Source organism: Fulvivirga maritima, from assembly GCF_021389955.1.
GTDB lineage: Bacteria > Bacteroidota > Bacteroidia > Cytophagales > Cyclobacteriaceae > Fulvivirga > Fulvivirga maritima.
The window spans coordinates 2334812-2358924 of record NZ_CP089980.1; the positions used below are offsets into that span (position 1 = coordinate 2334812).

Genomic DNA, 24113 nt, shown 5'->3' on the forward strand with positions numbered 1-24113 from the left:
ATAGAACCAGTAAGCGGGGTTCGGCTTCCTGTTCATTTATTTTTAAATTTAGGGAATTTTGAACCTAAAAGAACATAAATAGCTATGGATATAGATTTAAAAGGAAAAAGAGCATTGGTTTGTGGTAGCACACAGGGAATTGGTAAAGCCGCTGCTATAGAGCTGGCTAGTTTAGGGGCGCACGTTACCTTAGTAGCTCGAGATGAAAACAAGTTGAAAGAAGTGCTTGACGAGTTGCCTCTCACTGGTGATCCTCAGCACCATTATATTTGTGCAGATTTTGATGATCCTGAAAGTTTGAAAAATGCCCTCAATGCTTATTTGATTAAGGAAAATGATGTTCATATACTTATAAATAATACGGGCGGACCAGCTGGAGGCGCTGCCATAGATGCGGAGCTGGATGAATTTACTTTAGCCTTCAATAGGCATTTGATCTGTAATCAGATACTTGCACAGGCAGTAGTGCCTTCTATGAAAAAGTTGGGTTATGGTAGAATTATTAACGTCATTTCCACCTCGGTAAAAGTGCCTATTCAAGGTTTGGGGGTTTCTAATACTATTAGAGGCGCTGTGGCGAATTGGGCTAAAACCTTATCATTAGAATTAGGAGGTTTTGGTATTACAGTAAATAATATTTTGCCCGGGTTTACTGAGACTGCCCGTATTAGATCCATTATAAGTAATAATGCCAGAAAGAATGGAGTAAGTGAAGCTGAAATTGAGGAAGGCATGAAAAAGCAAATCCCGGTTGGCAGGTTTGCTGAGGCATCAGAAACGGCAGCAGCAATAGCATTTCTGGCCAGCCCGGCAGCAGCTTATATTAATGGAGTGAACCTTCCTGTAGATGGAGGCAGGTTGGGTTGTTTATAAACGATTAGTTTAAAAAGCTAAGAGGCCATGGATAAAATACAGAACTATATTGACGGGCAATTAACCGACCCGTTATCAGGTCATTATCTTGAGAACTATAACCCGGCAGAAGGAGTAGTGTATGGTCTAATCCCTGATTCTGACGAAAAGGATGTGCAGAGGGCGGTGAAGGCTGCTACCAAGGCTTTTCCTGTCTGGTCAGCTATGTCTGTGGCTGAGCGTTCTGATGTTTTACTGAAAGTTGCTGATTTAATAGATCGGGATAGTGACTTGCTGGCTTTGGCGGAATCTGTAGATAATGGAAAGCCTCTATCGTTAGCTAAATCTGTAGATATACCCAGGGCTAGTAGTAACATGCGTTTTTTCGCTACTGCTATTCTTCATTTTTCTTCAGAATCTCACCTTACTGATAACAAGGCTATTAATTATACCACCAGAACTCCTGTGGGTGTGGCGGGCTGTATTTCTCCATGGAATCTGCCTCTGTATTTATTTACCTGGAAAATTGCACCTGCTTTGGCTGCTGGCAATACCGTAGTAGCCAAACCTTCAGAAGTCACACCCATGACGGCCTATCTCTTTTCTAAAATATGCATAGAAGCAGGTTTGCCGTCAGGAGTGCTAAATATAGTGCATGGTTTAGGGCCTAAAGTGGGACAAGCCATAGTGGAGCACCCGGATATTCCGCTCATATCATTTACTGGAGGCACTGCTACTGGTAAAAGTATAGCGGCTACAGCGGCGCCTATGTTTAAAAAGCTGTCATTAGAGCTTGGGGGTAAAAACCCAAATATCATTTTTGGAGATTGTGATTTAAAGAATACGGTTGATGAATCAATAAGGGCTTCGTTTTCTAATCAGGGGCAAATTTGCTTGTGTGGCTCCCGAATATTTGTTCAGAGGAGTATTTATGATCAGTTCCTTAAACTATTCCTGGAGCGAGTGAAAGCTCTTAAAGTAGGAGATCCGTTGGAAGCAGGTTCTGATATTGGAGCGGTAGTTTCACAGGCACATATGGATAAAGTTCTGGCTTACATAGAATTAGCCAAAAAAGAAGGAGGAGAGATTCTTTGTGGAGGAGCACAAGTGAAGCTGCCAGGCAGGTGTGAAAATGGCTATTTTATAGCTCCAGCCGTAATTACAGGCTTAGATTATAACTGTAGAGTAAATCAGGAAGAGATATTTGGCCCGGTAGTGTCGGTGATGCCTTTTGATAGTGAAGAGGAGGTGATCGGCTATGCTAATAGTACTGCTTATGGTCTTTCTGCTACTATATTTACTGAGAATCTTAAACGGGCACACCGTGTATCACATCAGCTTAAAAGTGGGATAGTCTGGGTTAATTGCTGGCTGCTTAGGGATCTGAGGACACCTTTTGGAGGCATGAAGCAATCAGGCGTAGGGCGTGAGGGAGGAGAAGAGGCCTTAAGGTTTTTTACTGAGGCTAAGAATATTTGTATTTCATTAAAATAAAAGCAGAGGCTGTCTTCAAAAGCGAAATTTAAGTCAGATTAAGCAGCTCGAAATCCTCATTATTAGGAATGGGAATGTTTCGAGTTCCTCAAAGTGATAATCACTAATCAAGTAACTACTATTGAAGGCAGCCTCTTTTTTGATGCTTTTCGAAATATCTTTGATTAGAATTTCTCTACTTCAGCGAAGAAGAATTTACCTTCAATTTCAGCATTTTCGTCAGAATCAGAACCATGGATTGCATTAGCCTCAATAGACTCTGCAAATATTGCTCTGATAGTACCTTCAGCCGCTTCTTTAGGGTTAGTAGCTCCTATCAGTTTTCTGAAATCTTCTACTGCATTGTCTTTTTCAAGAATCATAGGCACTATTGCACCTGAAGACATATAAGTAGTAAGGTCGTTATAAAACGGTCTTTCTTTGTGTACTTCATAAAACTGACCTGCTCTTTCTTTAGTAAGCAAGGCCTTTTTCATTGCTACAATTTTAAAACCTGCTTCTTCAATCATTTTTATAATTGCTCCGGTATTACCTGCACCTACAGCATCAGGTTTTATCATTGTAAAAGTTCTGTTTCCAGCCATAATTGAATTTGTATTTTGTTGATCTCAGGCAAAGCTAAAAACAATCTTGAAATAAACGCTCTCTATGTTCTTAAAATCCTGCTTTTTGATAATCGTGTGGAGGTATTTTGTATATGAAGGATTTTATTATCAATTTTGCCGTTTATCAAAACTTAAACCAGCCTTTTCATTAGGCAGAGATAAGGAACAATGCAAAATCTGGAAGCTTTTAAAACGCTCATCAGTACTCCGAAGAAGGTGGTAATTACTACGCACCATAAGCCAGATGCTGATGCGTTAGGATCCTCTTTAGGTTTAGCTGAGTATCTAAATATGAAGGGACACGATGCTACCGTGATCACTCCTACTGATTATGCAGACTTTTTAACCTGGATGAAAGGTAATGATCAGGTGATAGTGTACGATGAGGGGAATGAAGAGGTATCATGTCAACTAATAAGAGAGGCTGATATAATTTTCTGTCTGGATTTTTCCAGTCTGCAGAGAATCAATGGCCTTGGCGATAAAGTAGCACAGGCACAATGTGCGAAGGTACTTATTGATCACCATCTGGAGCCTGAAGACTTCGCTGACTTTCAAATGTGGAGTACAGAAGCCGCGGCTACTGCTGAACTTATTTATGATCTTATTCATCTCTTAGGAGATGAAGCCTTAATCAATAAAGATATTGCTGAAGCCTTATATGCCGGTATTATGACAGATACAGGAGGTTTTAAGCATTCTAATACAACTCGCCACGTGTTTAGAGTATGCGGAGAGTTAGTAGATAAAGGTGCTGATGCCGCTAAAGTGTCTAAACTGGTATATGATACCAATAGCCTCGATAAACTCAAATTCTTAGGTTTCGCACTCAGCGAAAGACTTACAGTAATGCCTGAGTTAAACACCGCTTACTTTGCCATTTCTGCTGAAGACCTTGAGCAATTCCGGTCAAGAACGGGAGATACTGAAGGGCTGGTAAATTATGCCCTTTCCATAGAAGGAATTAAGTTTGCAGCACTAATGATAGACAGAAAGGATGTGGTTAAAATCTCTTTCAGGTCTGTTGGCGGTTTTTCTGCTAATGAATTTGCTCGTAAGCATTTTGAAGGTGGCGGTCATAAAAACGCAGCCGGAGGCATGTCTGGATTATCCTTAGAAGAAACCGTGGATAAGTTTAAACAACTACTCAACGAATATAAAAACGAATTAAGTAACCCTATAAATACATACGCTTAGATGATTAATAAAGTAAACCTAATGTTGGCGCTATTAGTGGCAGTGGTCTTGCAATCTTGCGGACAAAAAGAAAAACAAACTGCTTCTGGTCTTACCTATACTATCTTAGAAAAAGGGGATGGAGAGGTAATTAAAGACAGCCTCTTTCTTGTAATGAACATGTCATATAAGGATGATAATGATTCTACCTGGATGACCACTGCAGAAAAAGGTATTCCTGCCATCGTTCCTAAAAATGATTCTATCTGGAGTACTAGCCAGGGAAGTATTGAGGAAATATTAAATGAATTGAGCGTAGGAGACAGTGTAAGCTTTAAAATTAGCGTGGCTGACTTCTTTGCTAACAGCGTAAAATCACCAGTGCCTCCTACAGTAAATAAAGAAGGTACGCTTACTTTTAATATTGGTGTTGAAGATGCTATGACTCAGGATGAGTTTATGGCTTGGAGACAAGAAATGATGCAAAAACAACAAGCTAAAATGGCAGAAGAAGCTGATGCACAGTTAGAAACTGACGTTAAAATCATAGAAGATTATCTTGCTGAAAATAACATTGAAGCTGAGAAAACTGAGTCTGGATTATACTATGTGATTCAGGAAGAAGGAGAAGGAGATAAGCCTGAAGTAGGTCAAACTGTAGAGGTAAACTATGCAGGTCATGTATTAGACGGTCCTTATTTTGATACAAGCATTGAGTCTGTAGCTAAAGAGCAAGGTATTTATAATGAAAACAGACCAAACGGATATGCTCCTTTACAATTTCCACTAGGAAGAGGAAGAGTGATAAAAGGATGGGATGAAGGCGTTGCGTTATTAAGCAAAGGTGGAAAAGCTACTTTATATGTTCCTTCTGGTCTTGCTTATGGCCCCCGTCAAAGAAGTGAAGAAATCAAAGCTAACTCTATCTTAGTTTTTGATGTGGAATTAGTAGATATTCAGTCTGCTGACGCTAAATAAAAAATATTTTAATCGGTTCAATCAAGTAAGATGAAAATCTGCTTTGCTACCAATAATAAAAACAAACTTGAGGAGGTGCAGAATATGCTACCTCCTCATTTTGAATTAGTCTCATTAGAAGGCGTGGGCTGTACTGAAGAGTTGAGAGAAGATCAGGATACTCTGGAAGGAAACTCACTGCAAAAGGCACAATACGTTTTCGATACATTTGAATATTCATGCTTTGCTGATGATACCGGTCTTGAGGTGCCTTCTATCAATGGAGAGCCGGGAGTGAAATCTGCCAGATATGCGGGAGATCAGCGAGATAATGAAGCCAACATTCAACTTTTACTAGATAAACTTGAGGGGAAGGAAGATCGTAGTGCCCAATTTAGAACTGTGATCACATTGGTTACGCCAGATGAAACCAAGCAGTTTGAAGGAGTAGTAAAAGGAAAAATTATATCACAAAAAGTGGGAGAAAAGGGCTTTGGCTATGATCCTGTTTTTGTGCCAGAAGGGTATGACGTTACCTTCGCCCAAATGTCTATGGACGAAAAAAACAAAATAAGCCACAGAGCAAGGGCTTTTAATAAACTATCAGATTATTTATCATCTTCAAAATTTTAATTAGCAGTGAATCCTTATATAATTGGCATAACAGGCGGTAGCGGATCAGGAAAAACCCTTTTTTTTAAACAGCCTTTTACATCAGTTTGATAGTAATGATATCTGCCTCATTTCTCAGGATAATTATTACCTGCCTCGTGAGCAGCAGCCTTTAGATGAAAATGGGGTTAAAAATTTTGATACACCGGAGTCTATAGATGCTAAGGCTTTTGCTAATGACATAAGAAAAATAAAATCTGGTCAGCCTTTCGAACGTCTGGAGTATACTTTTAATAATCCTGCTGTAACTCCCAAAACACTCACTTTCAACCCTTCTCCTATTGTAGTGATAGAAGGCTTGTTTGTAATGTATTATAAAGAAGTAAGAGATTTGCTAGATCTAAAACTGTTTATTTCAGCCAAAGATCATATAAAGCTAAAAAGAAGAATCATTAGAGATAAGATAGAAAGAGGGTATGATCTTGATGACGTGCTTTACCGATTTGAAAAGCACGTGATGCCTACTTTTGAAAAGTACCTGGAACCTTTAAAGGATGATGCTGATTTGATCATTCCTAATAATAAGAACTTCGATTATGCGTTAGAAGTCCTTTCAGGCTTTTTCAAAACTAAACTTAATGAGTCCCATTCTTGATATATTTATGAATATCACTACATTTGTAGGCTCTTGATATAATGAAGACTAACTCAGCCATACGAAACTACAAGCATTCTATAGGTATTTGCCTGGGCATAATAGCCGCATTGGTAATTATTACCTCAGAAACATGCTACTATGGCTATCTCGCGAGTCAGACTTCATCAATAGAAGTATCACAGGATGATAATGGCGATGATGGAGAACATGCTATCATTAGCATTAGTAAAGATGCTGTTACCTCTATTGCTCATCTGTTTATACAGCAGGTACTACATTTTATATCAGACATATATTCTGCTAGTGCTGACGATGTAATAGAGATTCCAGAGAGCATCCCTGATTTTAATTCTTATTTCAGAACTCTTTTTCGGTTGATAATATCACCGAATGCCCCATGATTTAGATAATCCCTATCTAAAATATTTTACTATTTAATTTATATAATCGCCTGAAGTAAGCGTCAGGTGTATTTATAACTATTCAAGCTTACTAACATAAAACAAACTTTTAAAACAATGCGAAACAAAGGTGCAGTTATCGTTTTAACCGTCGTGGTTACTTTGCTTTGTATCTATTATCTCTCGTTTACTTTCGTTTCCAGAGGTATTCAGCAAGATGCAATAGATATAGCCACAGACGAATCTGGAGTGGTAGATTTAGGTAAAAAACAGGCCTATTTAGACTCTATTTATAACCTACCTGTTTATAATCTTTTTGGTGCTGAGTTCACTTATAAAGAAGTAAAAGACACAGAGCTGAACCTTGGGCTCGACCTTCAGGGAGGTATGCATGTTACTCTTGAAGTTTCTCCTATAGACATTATTAAAGGACTTAGCGGAAACAGTAATAATCAGGCATTCCTTACTGCTATAGAAAAAGCAAAAGAAAGACAGAGAGAAAGTACTACTCAATTTGCTGATCTTTTCCTTGAGGCTTATCAGGAAACTACTGATGTGCCATTGGCTAATGTTTTTGCTACGGCTGCTAATAGAGGCAGAATAAGCCGTGGTGATAGTGATGAGGCAGTAATGGATGTGGTGAAAAGTGAAATTGATGACGCTATCGATAGATCATTCATCATTTTAAGAACTCGTTTAGATGAATTCGGTACATCTCAGCCTGTTATTCAGAAACTGGAAGATCAAGGTAGAATTCAAATAGAAATACCTGGTGCTGATAATCCTGAAAGAGTAAGAAAATTATTACAAGGAGTAGCTAAGCTAGAATTTTGGGAAGTAGCAGAGCCTGCAACTCTTAATAACTCTTTAATGGCTATCAACAGTTTGTTGGTTAATGAAGAGAAAGCAAAAAGCGCTCTTGGAGAAGATACAGACTTGGCAGCTGATACTAAAGAAGAAGTAGCAGAGCAAGAAGAAGAGCAGGATCTTGGTGCGGCACTATCTGCAGAGGGAGATTCTTCTGAGGAAGTAAGCTTGGACTCAGCTTTAGGGAATACGGATTCTACTGCTAATGCCGTTGATTCTTTAACTAGCACGCAGTCTCCTTTATTTGAGCTTGCTGTTGGAGGTTTAATGTATGATCTTAGAGACACCGCTGTAATAGGTCAGATATTAAGGAGACCTGATGTGAAAGCTTTATTCCGAGGTGCTGTGAAACCTCTATGGGCTGTTAAACCAATCACTGATGAACAGAATGGTCGAGATTTATTACAACTTTATTTTGTAGAAACAGGAAGAGGAGGAGAAGCAAAACTTACTGGTGAGGTAATTACAGATGCTCGTCAAGAACTTGATCAGTATAGTAGACCTGCCATAAGCATGCAGATGAATGCTTTAGGTACCAGAGTTTGGGCTAAAATGACTGCAGAGGCAGCAAGTAAAAACCCTAGAGGCAGAATAGCTATTGTATTAGATAATGTAGTGTACTCAGCTCCTGGTGTTAATGGAGAAATACCTAATGGTAACTCTCAGATTACTGGAGATTTCACTCTGGATGAAGCTAAGGATTTAGCTAACATATTGAAAGCGGGTTCACTTCCTGCTCCTACAAAAATTGTAGAGGAAGCTATAGTAGGACCTACTTTGGGTGAAGTAGCTCGTAACCAGGGTATACTTTCTATGGTAGCAGGTTTGGCTATTGTAGTTATTTTCATGATTGGTTACTATGCAAAAGGTGGTATTGTAGCTAACATCGCTCTTGTATTTAACATCTTCTTTATTCTGGGAATTTTGGCTCAGTTAAAGTCAGCACTAACTCTACCTGGTATCGCGGGTATCGTGCTTACCATTGGTATGTCTATAGATGCTAACGTACTTATCTTTGAAAGAATAAGAGAGGAACTTAGAAATGGAGTGAAGTTGAAGGCTGCTATAACCGCTGGTTATCAAAAAGCATTTAGCTCTATTGTAGATGCTAACGTTACTACGTTACTTACCGCTATTATCCTTTTTGCTCTTGGTCAGGGACCTATCAAAGGTTTTGCAATAACCCTAATGATCGGTATTATTTGTTCTTTCTTCACTGCAGTATACATTACCAGAGTAATAGTAGAGTGGTGGACTAAGAAAGGTGATGAAAGCAAAATTTCATTCGAAACTCCATTCTCAAGAAATCTGATGGCTAACATGAATGTTGATTTCATGGGTAAGAGAAGAATGGCCTACATGATTTCATCTATAGTGATAGTAGTTGGTATAGCTTTGATTTTCATTCAAGGATTGAACCTTGGTGTAGATTTTAAAGGAGGTAGATCATATATAGTAAACTTTGGAGAGCCTGTAGTAGCTACAGATATGAAAGTAGCTCTTAGTAAGAGTTTTGAAGATGGTGGTACTGAAGTAAAGAATTACGGAAGCAACAGCATTGTAAAAGTGACTACTTCTTATATGATTGATGATGATTCTGATGAAGCTGATGATCAAGTACAATCAGCGCTTATCAAAGGTATAGCAGAATATACAGGTCAAGATTTCGTAGAGACTGACTCGCAGGTAGATTCAGAGCATTTCACTATCTCAGGTTCTTCTAAAGTAGGTGCTACTATAGCCGAGGATATTAAGAAGTCATCTTTAGAAGCTGGTATTTTTGCTATAATAGCTATATTCGTTTATATCCTTATCAGGTTTAGAAGATGGCAGTTTAGTACTGGAGCTATTATAGCTCTTATACATGATAGTTTATTTGTATTCGCAGCCTTTGGTATAGCAGGAGCGCTAGGATTTAAATTTGAAATTGATCAGGTTTTTGTAGCGGCTATACTAACTATCATTGGTTACTCTATTAACGATACCGTGGTAGTATTTGACCGTATTAGAGAGTACCTAGGCTTAGGTGCCGGTCGTGAGCGCTTAAAAGTGTTTAACACTGCTATTAACAGCACTATGAACCGTACTGTAATGACCTCATTCACTACTTTAATAGTTGTATTAATACTATTTATCTTTGGAGGTGAAGTATTGAGAGGGTTCTCATTCTCTCTACTTGTAGGTATTATTGTGGGTACTTATTCTTCAATTTTCATCGCATCTCCAGTGGTGGCAGATTTAGATAAGAAATTAACGGAATAGAACTGATAAAAATATTATAAGTTCAATAATAATCTTTAAAAAGCAGTAATTATTCAATAATTACTGCTTTTTTTATTATCAAAAAAGGTTTATAAATTATATAACATCGATATAAATTTCAATTAATATGATGTAATGTATTTTGATTATATTAACATTTATTGAAAAATAATGCGATTTAAATAAGTTAAAAGGTAACCTTTTTATTTTTCGTATTTATTAAATGATTGATATTGAGATATTAAAGGTTTTGTATAATTAAGGAGAGGGTTTTTTTATGTGATTGTTTACTCGTACAATAAACGCTTGTTATTTAAATTTTTTTGCCGGTCATTTTTGCGGAGGTTTCAGTTGTATTTAAAACTTAAACTATATTATGGCTGTAAAAACCTTACTACAAGAGAGCTATTGTGACATTACATTTGATGATTCTACCAAAGTGGTTACTGCGCAGTGGATTGGTTTCCTAAAAACGGATCAGGTTAAAAAAGGATGCGAACTTATGACCAAATTCATAAAGGAAAATGAAATTAAGCTGCACTTAAGTGATCACCGCCGTTTGAAAGTACTTTCTAAAGAAGTGCAGGAGTATTTGGGAGGGTCTTGGTTCCCTGAAGTGGAAAGCATTGGGCTAACTAAACTTGCGGTGCTTGTTTCTGATGATGTGTTTGCAAAAGCTACCGTAGACAAAGTAAATGAAACTGCGGTGGGATCATTAAAGATCCATACTTTTAATGCTGAGAAAGATTGTTTTGATTGGTTCAAGGAAGGAGAATATGCCGCAAACTCTTGATCAATCTTTCTTCTGGGAGAAAAAACTGTTTGTACAAGTAAGTCAGGATCTGTCTATAGCAGATCTTGACCCATTAGGAATGGATGATTTTTTCAAGCTTCTTCCAGAGTATAATAAAAAAGGTGATGTAAAAAAGCTTGTAGAAGGATTATACAAGCACTTGCCTTACCCTGATAAGTTGTCTGGTTTTAATTATGAAGAGGCTCTGGCTGCTATGAGAGACATAGGCATGCTATTAGGCTCTATTAAAAGACATGGCCACGAGCCTATAGATGAGGTGCCGGAGTTAGATTACGTTCTTGATATTTTGAGCGAAAAAAACGACCTACCCCCAAGAGATACTTTGCTACACTACTCAGTGTGGAACCCTGCCGGTGATAGAATGAGAACCTATACTCACTTTAATGATGAAAGAGGGTTAATAGAGAGTGTTAAAATGGCTATGACTCCGGTAGTAAAGGCGATTTATTACCTTATAGAACTGCATAATACTGATATAGATTCTAAGGAATTTGCTCCAATATGTGATATGGCAGATGCCTGCTTTAGGCAAATGGTGCAAGCCATAGTCTTTGCCAGAAAGAAAGTAGATACTGGTGTTTTTTCTCAGCATTTGAGATTTTACTATGATCCTATTAAATTATATGGCCGTGACTATCTAGGTCCGGGAGCAGTGGAAATGCCGGTATTTATTTATGATCACCTCTTATGGGGTTCAGATTGTGAAGATGAAGAGTATTATACTTTTCAGAACACTTACGTTCCTTACATTTTACCACAGCTGAGAGACGTTTATTATAACTACAGAGGTCAGGAGTCTTTGAGCTCTCGTGTTCAAAATAGTCTGCTGAAAGAAAATGTGTCAGAACATACAGTAAAATCAGCCGAAGCTCTAAGAAATATGTTCAAAACGCTTGTGAGCTTTAGAATGCCTCATAAGCATATGGCAGAAGAGGCTTATAGCAAACAATCAGAAAGAGCCACTGGTAGTGGCGGTTATAGTACTGGTATTTTAGCTGCTATAATAAAGATTATGAATGATAAGAGATATCAGCTAGATGATACTATGAAGTTAGCTGGTTATTTAAATAGTAATAATAAGATACCCGGATAATAGGTTATTCTTGATTTTGAACCTTAGCCAATTGGTAAAACAATTGGCTATTTTTTATTAACCTGATGTTACCTAATAGGTTAATATTAAGTGAATATGAACTCTCTCTTTCCTTTACATGCTGGTTTCTTTAAATAATTGTTAAAACTACCGGTAACGATTTAATTCCCTCATTTTACTTCCCTTCTTACGATTTCATTTTATAGTTATTAGTAAGCTAAATGGATTAAGCTCCTTTTATTAAACCATTGTTAATGAAGGCTCCATTTCATTAGCACTCTCATAATAAAAGCTTAATTCTGAGTTTCCAACCTCCGGAGATAATCTTCTCAACATTGCGGAAATAAATTTTTCAGATACCTGATCAAACTTATTTATATAACTAATCAAATCGTATGAAAAAATTCTATCAACTAGTTAAAGATACACGACATGGGCTACGTTCGGTAAGCATCATGTTGATGTCTCTTTTATTCTTGAGTGTACAGTTCTCTGCTGGGCACGCCGAGATCATGACCATTTCTAATAAGGAAATGCACGTGGTTGCAGCGATTACCGTAACAGGTACAGTGTTAGACGAAAACGGTATGCCTTTGCCAGGAGTGAATGTAGTAGAGAAAGGAACTAATAATGGTACTATTACAGATGCCAAGGGTAAGTTTTCAGTAAATGTAGCTTCTCCTCAATCTGTTTTGGTATTTAGTTTTGTGGGTACTACTACTGAAGAGGTAGTGGTAGGTAACCAGACCAGTATATCAGTAACACTGATGAACGATGTAAAGACATTAGGAGAACTGGTGGTGATGGGATACGGTACCCAAGAGAAGAAGGATGTTACCGGTGCTGTAGGTTCTATTGACAGTGAAGATTTTAATAAGGGTGTTATCACTTCACCTCAGCAATTACTTCAAGGTAAAATTGCCGGAGTAAGCGTTGTATCTTCTAGTGGTGAGCCTGGAGCTTCACAAAGCATGACTGTACGTGGCCCTAGTGGCTTAAGAAGTGGTAATAATCCTCTTTATGTGATTGATGGTATTCCTTTAGATAATTCTAACAGTGTAGGAGCTGTAGATCCGATGTCATTTATTAATCCGTCAGATATTGAATCTATAGATGTATTGAAAGATGCGTCAGCTACTGCTATTTATGGAGCCAGAGGAGCTAACGGTGTAGTAATGATCACTACCAGAAATGGAAAAGAAGGCCAATCAAGATTAGACTTCAGTTCTAGTGTTTCTTTTTCTAAAATAGCTCGTAAAATGGATGTTTACAGTGCTGATGAGTTTCGTGAGGTAGTTCCGGCTATTGGTGGTAACTTAAATGATGGCGGAGCCTCTACAGACTGGCAAGACCTGATTACCAGAACAGCCATTACGCAGAACTATAACATGTCATTAAGCGGAGGTACTAAAAACACTCAGTACTTTGCATCTGTCGGTTATCAGGATCAGGAAGGTATCATTAAAGAAAACGAGCTTAAGCGTTATAACGGTCGTTTGAAATTGACTCAAAATCTGGTAGATGACAGAATTAAAGTAGATGTTAACTTAAGTGCTTCGCGCGTAGATAATCAGCGTCCTAATTTTAATAATGTAATAGGAGATGCACTGGTAGCTAACCCTACCTATGCTGCTTATGATGCAGATGGCAACCCTGCTTATTATGGAGATGTGAGCAACCCGCTTATTCAGTTAGAGCAATATGATGATATTACCTCAACAGATAGAATAATAGGTAGCATTTCCCCTTCAGTAGAAATAATTAAAGGACTTACTTATAAGCTTAATTTAGGGGTTGACGTATCAAGAACTACCAGAGATGAGCAGTACATTCCTAACAGCAGATATGATCAGGAAGGAAGACTAAATTCTACTTTTTATAATAGAGATAACACTTTATTAGAGCATTACCTTACTTATGATTTTACTAAAGATGGTCATCATGCTAATATTTTAGCGGGTTATTCTTATCAAAAAGTATTTGAGCAAGAGAGATGGTGGAGCATTAGCAGGTTCCCGGAAAATGGTGTGGATCCAAGGTATAACCCTGGTCAGGGTCAAATTATTGACTTGAGCCAGGGAGATAACTACAGGGGTACTAATAAGCCTGACGGTTATGCTATTAAAAATGAGCTACAATCATTTTTTGGAAGAATTAACTATGACTTGTATGACAAGTATTTGTTCACTGCCAATGTAAGGGTAGACGGTAGCTCTAAGTTTGGGGAGAATAATAAATACGGTACGTTCCCTTCATTCTCTGCTGGGTGGAGAATTTCAGAAGAAGGTTTCATGGGTAATGGTCCTTTCTCAGATCTGAAATTAAGAGCAGGCTGGGGACAAACTGGTAATCAGGAAATTCCAGGAAAATTAAGCCAGGAATCTATTGAGTTAAGCACTGATGGTGGCGTGAGTTATCCTTTAGGCGATGGTGATTACCCTGCCGGTATCAACTATAATAGATATGCTAACCCAGATTTGAAATGGGAGGTAACTACACAAACCAATATAGGTTTAGACTTTGGCTTACTTGAAGGTGGCTTGTCTGGTTCAGTAGATGTATTCAGAAAAGTAACATCAGATGTATTATTATCTGTGCTTGATTCTGATCCTCTTCGTCCTCAAAATGCGGTTTATTATGACAACATAGAGGATATGGAAGTAATATCAAAAGGGGTGGAAGTTGCCTTAGATTATAAGCATAGCACTGCAGGAGGTGTTCGTTACGGAGTTGGTGCTAACGCCACTTTCCTTGATAATGAAATTACAGGTTCACCTTACACTGTAATCTACTCTGGTTCAGCGCAAGGTGGAGGTATGACTGGTGCTCTTGTTAATGGTTATGTAAATGGTCAGCCTATAGGTACTTTCTATTTACTTGATTTTATTGGGATAGACGAAGACGGAGCCAGCATGTACAGAGATGTAACTCCTGATGAAACCATTAATGATCAAGACAGGATTTCGGCAGGTAGCTCGTTACCTAAAACTACCTATAACTTCTATGGAAATGTAGGGTATAAAGGCTTTGATCTTTCTATAAACTTTAACGGTGTGTCTGGTAATAAACTTTATAATAACACCGCTAATGCTTTATTTACCAAAGCCAGATTATCAAGGTCACTTAATACTACGGATGCTGCTAATGCATATCCTAATGAGTCAATCAATAACTCTACCACTATATCTACGAGGTACCTGGAAGATGCTTCTTTCCTAAGGTTAAACAACCTTACACTAGCTTATACATTTAACACTGAAGATCTGAATATTAATGGTTGGGTAAAATCATTGAGGCTATCCGTAACAGGACAAAACCTGTTCGTGATTACTGATTATAAAGGATATGATCCTGAAGTAGATGTGAAAAGTAACTCAGGTGGATATCAGTCTTATGGTATCGATTACTTAGGGTATCCTAAAGCACGTTCAGTTGTATTTGGCCTTAATGTTTCATTTTAATTTATAGTAGAAAGTAATAATGAAAAAAATATTTTTATTAATCGGAATAATAGGTATTGCTTCTCTGTATAGCTGTACAGACTTAGAAGAAGAAATACTGGATGAGTCCACAGATGTAACTGGAGACGGTGGTGCAGAATCACTTTTAGCGCCTGCTTATGCTCCTTTACCAGAATTCTACAGACATACTAATTACTTTACTCTGCAAGAAGTAACTACAGATGAAGCTATTTTGCCATACCGTGGAGGTACTGATTGGGGGGATAATGGTAAGTTCATCAACTTGCATCAGCACACATTCACATCTACTAACGGAGCGGTGAATGATGCCTGGAATTCTATTACCACAGGTCTTACTTATTCTACTTCGGCAGTGGCCAGGTTAAGAAATGCTAATGATCCTGCTTTATCAAGCTTTTTAGCCGAAGCTCGTGGGTTAACAGCTTTTTATAACATGAAAAGTCTTGATTTATATGGTATAGTATTCAGGAAAAATGGGGTAGATTCTACCTCAGTAATACTGAGAGGAGAAGACGCATTTAACTATATAGAGAGTGAGTTATTAGACATAGTAGATGATTTGAGTAATGATGTAGGCCCAGGTCGTATTTCTCAAGATGCAGCTTATGGCTTATTGGCAAGATTATATTTGAATGCAGCGGTATATAGAGATGTATATGGAACTCCATCTTTCAGAAATGAGGATATGGATAAAGTGATTGATTATACTACCAGGCTTATTGAGTCAGGCAAGTATCAACTATCGCCTGAGTTCTTCGAAATATTTGATGATGAAAACCATACTAACCCAGAACTGATCTTTGCTATAGATCAAAGAGCTGATTTGAACGGACATAACCGTATGGCTTATTTCTCTTTATCAGGAAATCAGTTCCCATTACCTGACTACCCCAGAGCAAATGGTACTGACGGTGCAGCACTTACTTCTGATTATTACAGAACCTGGATTGAGGCCTACGGTGAAGATCCTCAAGGAATTGACCCAAGATTCCATAAGCACAATTTAGATACTACCATTACTTGTATTAATGGAGATGCCTTTGAAATTGACCGCGGTATTTTAAGAGGTCAGCAGTATGGGCTTCAGCATGATGCCAAGGGAGAGCCATTTGAAAGATGTGATGACGGTGGTTATGTAGTAGGTAAAATATATAATGTAACTCGCTCTGAGCCTGATGAACCCGTTATTTTTACAGAAAACATTGATTTCTCTCTAGAGGGCAGCGACTATGCTACCGGCTATAGAGTAGAAAAATATGAATTTAGTAAGCAGTCAGATACAGGAAGAAACAGAGGCGAAGCGGACCTTGTAGTACTTCGTTTGGCTGATATGTACCTGATGAGAGCAGAAGCTTACTTGAGAAGAAGCAATAATACAGCTGCTGCTTTGGAAGATGTAAACACTATTCGTGGTGCCAGAACTGCCAGATTTACTGCCCCTGATTTAAATTCAATTGATCTTGAGACACTTTACAGAGAAAGAGGTTTCGAGCTTTACTGGGAGCACCAAAGAAGAACTGATATGATCCGTTTTGGAAAGTATGAAGACACATGGACAGAAAAAAATAATTCTGATGTTACAAAAAGACTTTTCCCAATTCCTCAGTCTGCGATAGATGCTGCGTCTGATAGACCTGGATATTTGGTTCAAAACGAGGGTTATTAATCTTCAATAACTCATTTTTTTCAAGGATACCCGATGCTGTTTCGGGTATCCTTTCTGTTTTTTAATTATTTTAATTTTATATGAAAAGTACTTTAATATTATTGCTGATGAGCTTCTCTTCTGTGGTTTTTGCTCAGAAATATGCTACCTCTATTATTTTTGCGCATAATGATTATCAGCAGGCTATACCGTTATATGCGGCTTATCAGCAAAGAGTAGGTTATATAGAAGCAGATGTCTTTTTGGTGGATGGAGAGCTTATGGTGGCCCATACTAAGGAGGAGGTGAATCCTGGTCGAACTTTGGCAGTGCTTTACCTGGAGCCATTACATGAGCTGGTAGCTAAAAATAGAGGGCTGGCCTATGGTGAATCTCAGCAGAAACTCACTTTGATGATCGACCTGAAAACGGATGGTTTAGCTACCATAAAGGCAATAGTTAAGGAGCTGGAAAAATTTCCTGCATTGCTCAAGAGTCCTACCTTTAAAATAATGGTTAGTGGTAATGTGCCTGATCCGGCACAATGGGATCAGGTGCCTGAGTATATTCATTTTGATGGCCACTTGTCAGTAAATTATACTCCCACTCAGCTACAGCGCGTGGAGATGATCAGTGCAGATTTTACAAAATACACCCAGTGGAATGGTAAAGGCGTACTTACCACTCAGGATGCTAAGAAAGTGAAGGAGGCGATAGCCAAAGCACACGATTTAGATAAAAAAATAAGGTTTTGGGCTGCTCCAGATTTCATCAATGCCTGGATAGAACTGCGCAAGGCTGGGGTAGATATATTGAATTCTGATCATGTAGAGGAGCTAGCCGCTTTTATTAATGGTGCTGAAAAGAACTTTTATGTAAATGAAGATCTACATGAAGTATATACTCCCAAAAATGAGTTTAAAAAGAAAAGTCCAAAAAATGTAATTCTCCTGATAGGTGACGGAACAGGATTAGCACAGTGGTATGCTGGCTACACTGCTAATGGAGGTGCATTGAGCGTATTCAATATTAAGCACCTTGGCTACTCTAAAACTGATGCCAGTGATAGTTATATTACTGATTCTGCTGCCGGAGGTTCAGCTATGGCAGGAGGTAAGAAAACCAAGAATAGGTATATTGGGGTGGATCCTGCAGGTAATCCATTGCCTCTTATTACCGAAATACTGAAGAAAAATGATTTCAATACGGCTATTATTTCAGATGGTAATGTTACAGATGCTACGCCAGCATCTTTCTATGCTCATGTGCCGGAAAGAGGTATGAGTGAAGAAATAGCAGCTGATTTTCTAAAAAGTGATAATGATATACTCATTGGCGGCGGCTATAAAACTTTTACGCAAAGAAAAGATGAGAGAAATCTGGTAGAAGAACTGAAGGAGAAAGGATATTATGTTTCTACTTCATTTGAAGATATTCATAAGCAAGAGGCCAAGACTGTTTTGTTAGATGAGAAAGTTACCGCATCTATTAAGGATGGTAGAGGAGATTTTCTTACGCAGGCACTCATGGGGTCAATAGAAATATTAGAAAAGCAAAAGAAGCCATTTTTCATTATGGAAGAGTCTGCTCAGATAGATTGGGGTGGGCACGGAAATGATGTGAGCTTTTTAGTGAAAGAAGTGCTTGATTTTGACATTGCCATTGGTGAAGCTATGAAGTATGTAGATGAAAATCAGGAAACACTCCTTATTATAACGGCGGACCATGAAACTGGCGGGTTGGCTATAGTAGGAGGTGATTTCTCAGAGCGTTCGGTAAGGTCAACTTTTACTACTAATGACCATACAGGGGTGATGGTTCCAGTATTTGCTTATGGTCCGGGCTCTGAACTTTTCCAAGGAATATATGACAATACAGAGATTTATTCTAAAATACTATCTTTGTTAAAAGTAAAATAATTTGTGCCTTGTTTGTAATAAGGAGGTTGCATCAAATCTAGCTACTTAAGTAACTGATGATACAACCTCCTTGCATTGCTATGGTTAGGGATTATTATTTTTCAGCTTCACTATCCGAAATAATAGCACTTGGACCGGTAGATTCAAATAAGAAACCTCCATATGCCAGGTTGCCATGTTCGCTTAAGTCCATACCTTCCATTTGTTCGGCATCACTAGCTCTTAGGCCAACCGTCTTTTTAATAATAAAGAATACGATAAACATGGCTACGAAGGTGTAGATCATAACAGATACAATACCTACTAGCTGGATCCAGGTCTGGCCGAAGCCTCCGCCCATGAAAAGGCCGTCTTGTATGGTTGAGGTGTCATCCCAATACTGAACGTCTATGGCTCTTTCTCCAAAAAGGCCTACAGCTAAGGTGCCCCAGGCTCCACAAATACCGTGTACACTAATGGCGCCTACAGGATCATCTATTTTTAAAGTTCTCTCAAAGAATAAGCAAGAGAAGAATACAATAATACCGGCAATTAATCCAATGATTACTGCGCTGCTGGCGCTTACTGAAGCGCAAGGAGCGGTAATACCTACCAAGCCGGCCAACGTACCGTTTAAGGTCATAGACAGATCAGGTTTTTTAAATTTTATCCATGAAACTATTAAAGCTCCAATGGCGCCTGCGGCAGCAGCTAAAGTGGTAGTCACCGCCACATGAGAAATGCCTCCTATAGCTAAAAGGGTAGATCCCGGGTTGAAGCCGTACCAGCCAAACCAAAGGATGAAAACACCTAATGCAGCTAATGGCATGTTGTGCGCAGGTATAGCATTTACTTTTCCGCTCTTAGAATATTTGCCTAGTCGAGGGCCTACTAATATGGCTCCGGCCAAAGCGGCCCAGCCACCTACTGAGTGCACTACCGTAGAGCCGGCAAAATCACGGATACCCATGTCTGCTAACCAGCCGCCACCCCAGATCCAGTGGCCACTGATAGGGTATACTATAGCAGATAGTATGCAAGAGTACATGATGTATGAAATAAGTTTTGTTCTTTCGGCCATCGCTCCTGACACGATGGTGGCAGCAGTGGCAGCAAAAACTACTTGAAAGAGCCAGCCGGCACTAAGGCCATAGCCAGCATTGTCAGTAGGGGCGTTGGCTGAGCTTAAAAAGGCAAAGCTCGTGTCAAATCCAAGGAAGTTGGCATCTCCGCTACAGTACATAATAGCGTAACCTACCGCCCAGAATAATATGGCTCCGAAAGAAAAATCCAGTAAGTTTTTCATCATAATGTTTACTGAATTCTTGGCTCGGGTCAGGCCGGACTCTACCATGGCGAATCCTGCCTGCATGAAGAAAACTAAGAATGCTGCAAGGCATAGCCACATAATATCGGCTACCTCTTGCGGAAGATAAGCCACCTCTTCTACAGCGGGGGCTTCTTCTTCAATAACTTCAGTTACAGGTTCTGCTGAGGCTATGTTTTCTTCTGTTAATGTCGTGGTACTATCAGTGCTGGCGGCAGTGCTATCTTGAGCTTGTGTGCTTTGCGCAGCAAGTAATAAGGAAAGAGTGATAATTAAATATAGAAAATATGATATTGCCTTTTTAGTACTGGCAGGAATGATCCATCTGGAAGGAGATACCCACAGATGAGTAACTAATGATATGCTTTTCATTTACATTAGATTTTAGGGTTAAAAATTAGTTATGTCAGATAATTACAGGTAGGATAGGGTTTTAGAGAGCATCCTTGCCTTTATCTTTACTTCTGATTCTGTATAGTTCCAGCACCTCAGTAACTATGATTTTTCCATCACCTACGTTACCAGTGTATGCGGTTTCTAATATACAGTTGATCAGGTCGTCCAGAGTTTCGTCGGTGACTACTATTTCCAGACGTGTTCTGGGGATGAACCCCATGTCATAAGAGGTGCCTCGGTATTGCTGCTTGGCAGCATGTTCGGTACCAATGCCTTTAACTTCCGAATAGGTCATAAAGCCTATGCCTATTTTCGCAAGTTCAGCGTGAACTTCTTCAAATTTGGAAGTTCTAATGATTGCTTCTACTTTTTTCATGTTGGCATAATATTAATGTTACATCTACGAAATTTAGTTTATTTTTTTACCTAAATCTTCTTATTCAATGAATAATTTTTAAAAAATGAGTTAAAATTTATCCTTTTAGTCTTGATTTTAACAAAAATTAACCCGTGTTAACCTGCTTTTTATACCCGTAAGGCAGTGCTTTTCGTTTAAACATCATATATGGGCTGAGAAAGTAGCGTAGGAAGTAAGGCTGCTATGTGGAAGATAAGAGTATAAAGCAGTCTGAAAAGCAGGCCCATTTTAACGTAAGCTAATAGCTGTGTTATTAAAATTTAAAAAAGAAAAGTATGAATGTGCAAACAATATCACCCGACGAGGCTACCGAAACACTGCATGAGGTGTATGGTACGCTAAAAAAGAATAGAGGAAAAGTGGCTCGGTTATATGAGGCTCAAAGCCTTAACCCGAAAACCATGCAGCGAAGTGTTGATTTTAACATAGAGCTCATGTTTGGCCCTTCTCCTTTAAAGAGGTATCAAAAAGAAATGCTGGCGGTAGTAGTCTCAGTTTTTACAGACTGCAATTATTCACTGGCGCATCATAGAGAGGCATTATCGTATTATTGGAAAGCAGACCACAGGGTAACATCACTAATAGAAGATTATAATACGGCCGAAATAGGAAGAGCAAACCGGGCACTTTGTGCTTATGCAGAGGCGCTTACTAAAAACTTTGATGCCGCAAAGGTGAAGGAGGTAGTGCATAGGATGAAAGAGTTGGGAATGTCTGACAGAGAAGTGTTAGACGCCGCCACGATCATTAGTTATACCAATTTCCAGGTGAAGATGGTAAAGGGACTGGGAGTGGAGCTGGAGCCTGATGGAGGAGTAGGTTATTGGTATGATTAAAAAAAAGAGGGCTGCCTCAAAAGAAGTTAATCTCGAGGCAGCCTCTTTTTTAATAACGAATATAACTAGTCTATTGAATTTGCTTTAAGCAAAAATCACATTAACCCTTTTTTGGTAAGTAGCTTGCCGTTTGCATCAAAAGTGAGCAGCGTAGTTTCAGGCGCTTCAGCTTCCATGCTGTCATCTTCTTCTCCTTCCATATCTTCTTCATAGATTTCATCGGCCTGAATAGTAACAAGGTATAGGTTTTCATTTTTGCTGGTAGTGCGGTGCTCAGCAGCTATTATGCTGGAATCTAAAAAGTCATTAGAAATTTTATCAGCAATTTTTTCAGGTAAGTCGCTCTCATCTATCATTTGTGAGGTGTATAACCAGGTGCCATTAGCATCAAAGGCCACATTTTGCTCTGCTTCATCCATATAGAAATTGGCAACATAATGCTGAGCATCGTCTTTATCCCAGCTTACATCTTCAGCCTTGCTAAATTTGGTTTTGAATGTTTTCTGAACTTTTTCAGGAACTTTCACTGATTGCGCATTAGCCCAAATGGTGCATAGGACTAATAACATGGTTAGTAGATTTTTCATTGTTTTTGTTTTTTAATGGTTTTAAGATTTTTTTCAGTAGCCTTTTTTTCTTCGCATATCACTGCATGGTCAATGATTTGCTCTTCGCCAGGGGCATGGTCTATAGACGAGTACATCTGTTTAATTTTTTTCATATAGATGAAAATTTCAGATATGACGCAGACTCCTATTTGAAGTCACCTTCTTAAATCAGAAATATTTATAGTGACGTTTCAGGCAGCTTGCCGTCTAATAATGGATATGAAAAAAAGTATGCAGGATTTTATAGAATACAAGTTAAAAGCTTATCACTTTAAGCATAATATAGACGTAGCGGAGTGCCGTAAGCAGCTGATAGATATGGAGATTGCAGGCAGCAAAGGAGAGGTCTTTTATCAGTACGAAGCTGAAAAATATGCTTTTGTATTTAATTATGGGGTAGTAGTATTTTATAATTTCAGAAAGGAAGAGGTAAATCAGGAGCTGCAGCGCTTATTCCCTGAAGAGGAAAGAGAAGGTATGCTTAAAGATGATTTTGCCCTTTTGCTAAATGCTGAAGATGATATGAATATAAAGTTCAATCATTTGTCTTTAGCCAATATTAATGAAGGGGTGATAAAAATGGTGATGCTTAACCTGGCTCAAAGTCTGGCGCTTAGTTATTATGATCAGGTATCTCAGGAGCTGCTGGTAAAAATAAAAGTATTTACCAATCAGATGGAGGAGGAAGGTAAGCTGGAAATTGGTCGAAAAAACATTCAAAAATTTATAGGCAGGGCGTTAAACACCCAAAATAAAATAGCAGAGAACCTGTATATTTTTGATGCACCGCCTGTAACCTGGGAGAATGAATACCTGGAGCAGGTAAACAGAGTACTTTCCAGGCATTTTGATAGTGGGCCACGTTTCAGATCAATTGAAAATACTTTTAAAATAGTAGAGGCTAATCTTCAGGCTTTTATGGAGCTTTCTCATCATAAAGAGAGCAGTAAGCTTGAGTGGATTATCATTATTCTCATTTTGGTGGAAATAATGGATACTTTCATTACTAAGTTATTATAGGCTTAGGTAGATTTTTGTCTTTGTTTCATATAGAGTTTATTCAGCTTTTCTTTAGCTCTTTTTAATCGCATTTTTACCGCGCTTTCAGAGAGCCCCAAGGTAAGCTGTATATCTTTTATATGGTGCTTCTCTTTATACTTCATAAGTAACAGCAGTTTTTCTTCAGGCGAAATTTCTTCCAGCAGCTGGTTGAGAATGGTCATGGAAATTTCTTCTGGCACTTCGTCTACCCCTTCAATCATCTCAGAAATTTCATCCGCCATTTTTTCGGTAATTACCTGGGTAACATTTTTTTTGCTCTTCCTCAAATGGTCTATGCAGGTGTTATGAATAATAGAGAAAAGCCAGGTAGAGAATTTCGCTTGCCCTTTGAAGTCATTAACCTTTAGAAATAGCTTAATAAGTATTTCCTGACACAGGTCTTCGGCTTCGTCATCATCTTTTACATAACTGGTGCATTTTTTTAAAATATATTTTTCATGGCGCTCTGCTAAAAGCGTGAAATATGGCCCATTACCCCCTTTTTGGAGTAATAGTATCAGTTCTTCATCAGAAATTTTTTTATCAATCATAGTCTTACTGTGACTTTATTAAAGCCTTGCCGTCATATGGTGAAACAAATAAAACCATATTTCTAATCACCTCTGAGCATCCTGAAAAGGGCCTGAGATTCGGTCTGGTTTTAAGCGTGC

At 38.5% G+C, this 24113-nt stretch carries 20 protein-coding genes and 1 pseudogene; 15 read left to right on the forward strand and 6 right to left on the reverse strand.

Annotated elements, in window-relative coordinates:
- The first annotated feature begins 84 nt into the window (after positions 1–84).
- Together LVD15_RS09890 and LVD15_RS09895 are read left to right on the forward strand one after the other, a co-directional pair.
- Positions 85–873, forward strand: coding sequence for an SDR family oxidoreductase (locus tag LVD15_RS09890; protein ID WP_233780121.1), 789 nt, complete (start codon positions 85–87; stop codon positions 871–873).
- A 27-nt stretch (positions 874–900) separates the two neighbouring features.
- Positions 901–2346, forward strand: a complete 1446-nt coding sequence (locus tag LVD15_RS09895; RefSeq protein WP_233780122.1) for an aldehyde dehydrogenase — start codon at positions 901–903, stop codon at positions 2344–2346.
- Positions 2347–2510: 164 nt separating this feature from the next.
- Here the strand turns inward: LVD15_RS09895 and LVD15_RS09900 are convergent, their stop codons facing one another.
- Positions 2511–2930 (reverse strand): nucleoside-diphosphate kinase, encoded by a 420-nt coding sequence (locus LVD15_RS09900; RefSeq protein ID WP_202244763.1) that lies wholly within the window; start codon positions 2928–2930, stop codon positions 2511–2513.
- A 189-nt stretch (positions 2931–3119) separates the two neighbouring features.
- Here LVD15_RS09900 and LVD15_RS09905 point away from each other — a divergent pair, with 189 nt between their 5' ends.
- From LVD15_RS09905 to LVD15_RS09955, 11 genes and pseudogenes are all read left to right on the forward strand, one after another.
- Positions 3120–4148 (forward strand): DHH family phosphoesterase, encoded by a 1029-nt coding sequence (locus LVD15_RS09905; protein ID WP_233780123.1) that lies wholly within the window; start codon positions 3120–3122, stop codon positions 4146–4148.
- Complete coding sequence (locus tag LVD15_RS09910) at positions 4149–5105, forward strand: FKBP-type peptidyl-prolyl cis-trans isomerase (RefSeq protein ID WP_233780124.1); 957 nt, start codon at positions 4149–4151, stop codon at positions 5103–5105.
- A gap of 30 nt (positions 5106–5135) precedes the next feature.
- Positions 5136–5717, forward strand: a complete 582-nt coding sequence (locus tag LVD15_RS09915) for a non-canonical purine NTP diphosphatase (protein WP_233780125.1) — start codon at positions 5136–5138, stop codon at positions 5715–5717.
- A gap of 6 nt (positions 5718–5723) precedes the next feature.
- Positions 5724–6351 (forward strand): annotated as a pseudogene (locus LVD15_RS09920) (uridine kinase family protein).
- 41 nt (positions 6352–6392) lie between these two features.
- Entirely contained in the window at positions 6393–6755 is a 363-nt protein-coding gene (locus LVD15_RS09925; RefSeq protein WP_233780126.1) for a hypothetical protein, read from the forward strand.
- Between the two features lie 117 nt (positions 6756–6872).
- Positions 6873–9884, forward strand: a complete 3012-nt coding sequence (gene secDF, locus LVD15_RS09930; protein ID WP_233780127.1) for a protein translocase subunit SecDF — start codon at positions 6873–6875, stop codon at positions 9882–9884.
- 376 nt (positions 9885–10260) lie between these two features.
- A complete protein-coding gene (locus tag LVD15_RS09935; protein WP_233780128.1) occupies positions 10261–10677 on the forward strand; it encodes a hypothetical protein in 417 nt (138 codons plus the stop codon).
- Positions 10661–11791 carry a monodechloroaminopyrrolnitrin synthase PrnB family protein gene (locus LVD15_RS09940; protein ID WP_233780129.1) on the forward strand — a complete coding sequence of 377 codons (1131 nt, stop codon included), beginning with the start codon at positions 10661–10663 and terminating at the stop codon, positions 11789–11791. The genes LVD15_RS09935 and LVD15_RS09940 overlap by 17 nt, the downstream gene beginning before the upstream one ends.
- Positions 11792–12186: 395 nt before the next feature.
- A complete protein-coding gene (locus tag LVD15_RS09945; RefSeq protein ID WP_233780130.1) occupies positions 12187–15252 on the forward strand; it encodes a SusC/RagA family TonB-linked outer membrane protein in 3066 nt (1021 codons plus the stop codon).
- 19 nt (positions 15253–15271) lie between these two features.
- Positions 15272–16939: a RagB/SusD family nutrient uptake outer membrane protein gene (locus LVD15_RS09950; protein WP_233780131.1), complete on the forward strand. Its 1668-nt coding sequence runs from the start codon at positions 15272–15274 to the stop codon at positions 16937–16939.
- Between the two features lie 80 nt (positions 16940–17019).
- Positions 17020–18837: an alkaline phosphatase gene (locus LVD15_RS09955; protein ID WP_233780132.1), complete on the forward strand. Its 1818-nt coding sequence runs from the start codon at positions 17020–17022 to the stop codon at positions 18835–18837.
- Positions 18838–18931: 94 nt separating this feature from the next.
- Here LVD15_RS09955 and LVD15_RS09960 read toward each other — a convergent pair whose 3' ends face one another.
- Both LVD15_RS09960 and LVD15_RS09965 read right to left on the reverse strand, forming a co-directional pair.
- Entirely contained in the window at positions 18932–20515 is a 1584-nt protein-coding gene (locus LVD15_RS09960; protein ID WP_233780133.1) for an ammonium transporter, read from the reverse strand.
- Positions 20516–20576: 61 nt separating this feature from the next.
- Complete coding sequence (locus LVD15_RS09965) at positions 20577–20915, reverse strand: P-II family nitrogen regulator (protein ID WP_233780134.1); 339 nt, start codon at positions 20913–20915, stop codon at positions 20577–20579.
- A gap of 317 nt (positions 20916–21232) precedes the next feature.
- Between LVD15_RS09965 and LVD15_RS09970 the strand changes: the two genes are divergently transcribed.
- Entirely contained in the window at positions 21233–21793 is a 561-nt protein-coding gene (locus LVD15_RS09970) for a peroxidase-related enzyme (RefSeq protein WP_233780135.1), read from the forward strand.
- 95 nt (positions 21794–21888) lie between these two features.
- Here the strand turns inward: LVD15_RS09970 and LVD15_RS09975 are convergent, their stop codons facing one another.
- Together LVD15_RS09975 and LVD15_RS09980 are read right to left on the reverse strand one after the other, a co-directional pair.
- Complete coding sequence (locus LVD15_RS09975) at positions 21889–22380, reverse strand: PepSY-like domain-containing protein (RefSeq protein ID WP_233780136.1); 492 nt, start codon at positions 22378–22380, stop codon at positions 21889–21891.
- The gene (locus LVD15_RS09980; RefSeq protein ID WP_233780137.1) at positions 22377–22514 is read right to left on the reverse strand and encodes a hypothetical protein; all 138 of its coding nucleotides are present in this window, start codon (positions 22512–22514) and stop codon (positions 22377–22379) included. The genes LVD15_RS09975 and LVD15_RS09980 overlap by 4 nt, the downstream gene beginning before the upstream one ends.
- 106 nt (positions 22515–22620) lie before the next feature.
- Here LVD15_RS09980 and LVD15_RS09985 point away from each other — a divergent pair, with 106 nt between their 5' ends.
- Positions 22621–23421: an RMD1 family protein gene (locus tag LVD15_RS09985; protein WP_233780138.1), complete on the forward strand. Its 801-nt coding sequence runs from the start codon at positions 22621–22623 to the stop codon at positions 23419–23421.
- A 2-nt stretch (positions 23422–23423) separates the two neighbouring features.
- Here the strand turns inward: LVD15_RS09985 and LVD15_RS09990 are convergent, their stop codons facing one another.
- Positions 23424–23993, reverse strand: coding sequence for an RNA polymerase sigma factor (locus LVD15_RS09990; RefSeq protein ID WP_233780139.1), 570 nt, complete (start codon positions 23991–23993; stop codon positions 23424–23426).
- Positions 23994–24113: the final 120 nt, after the last annotated feature.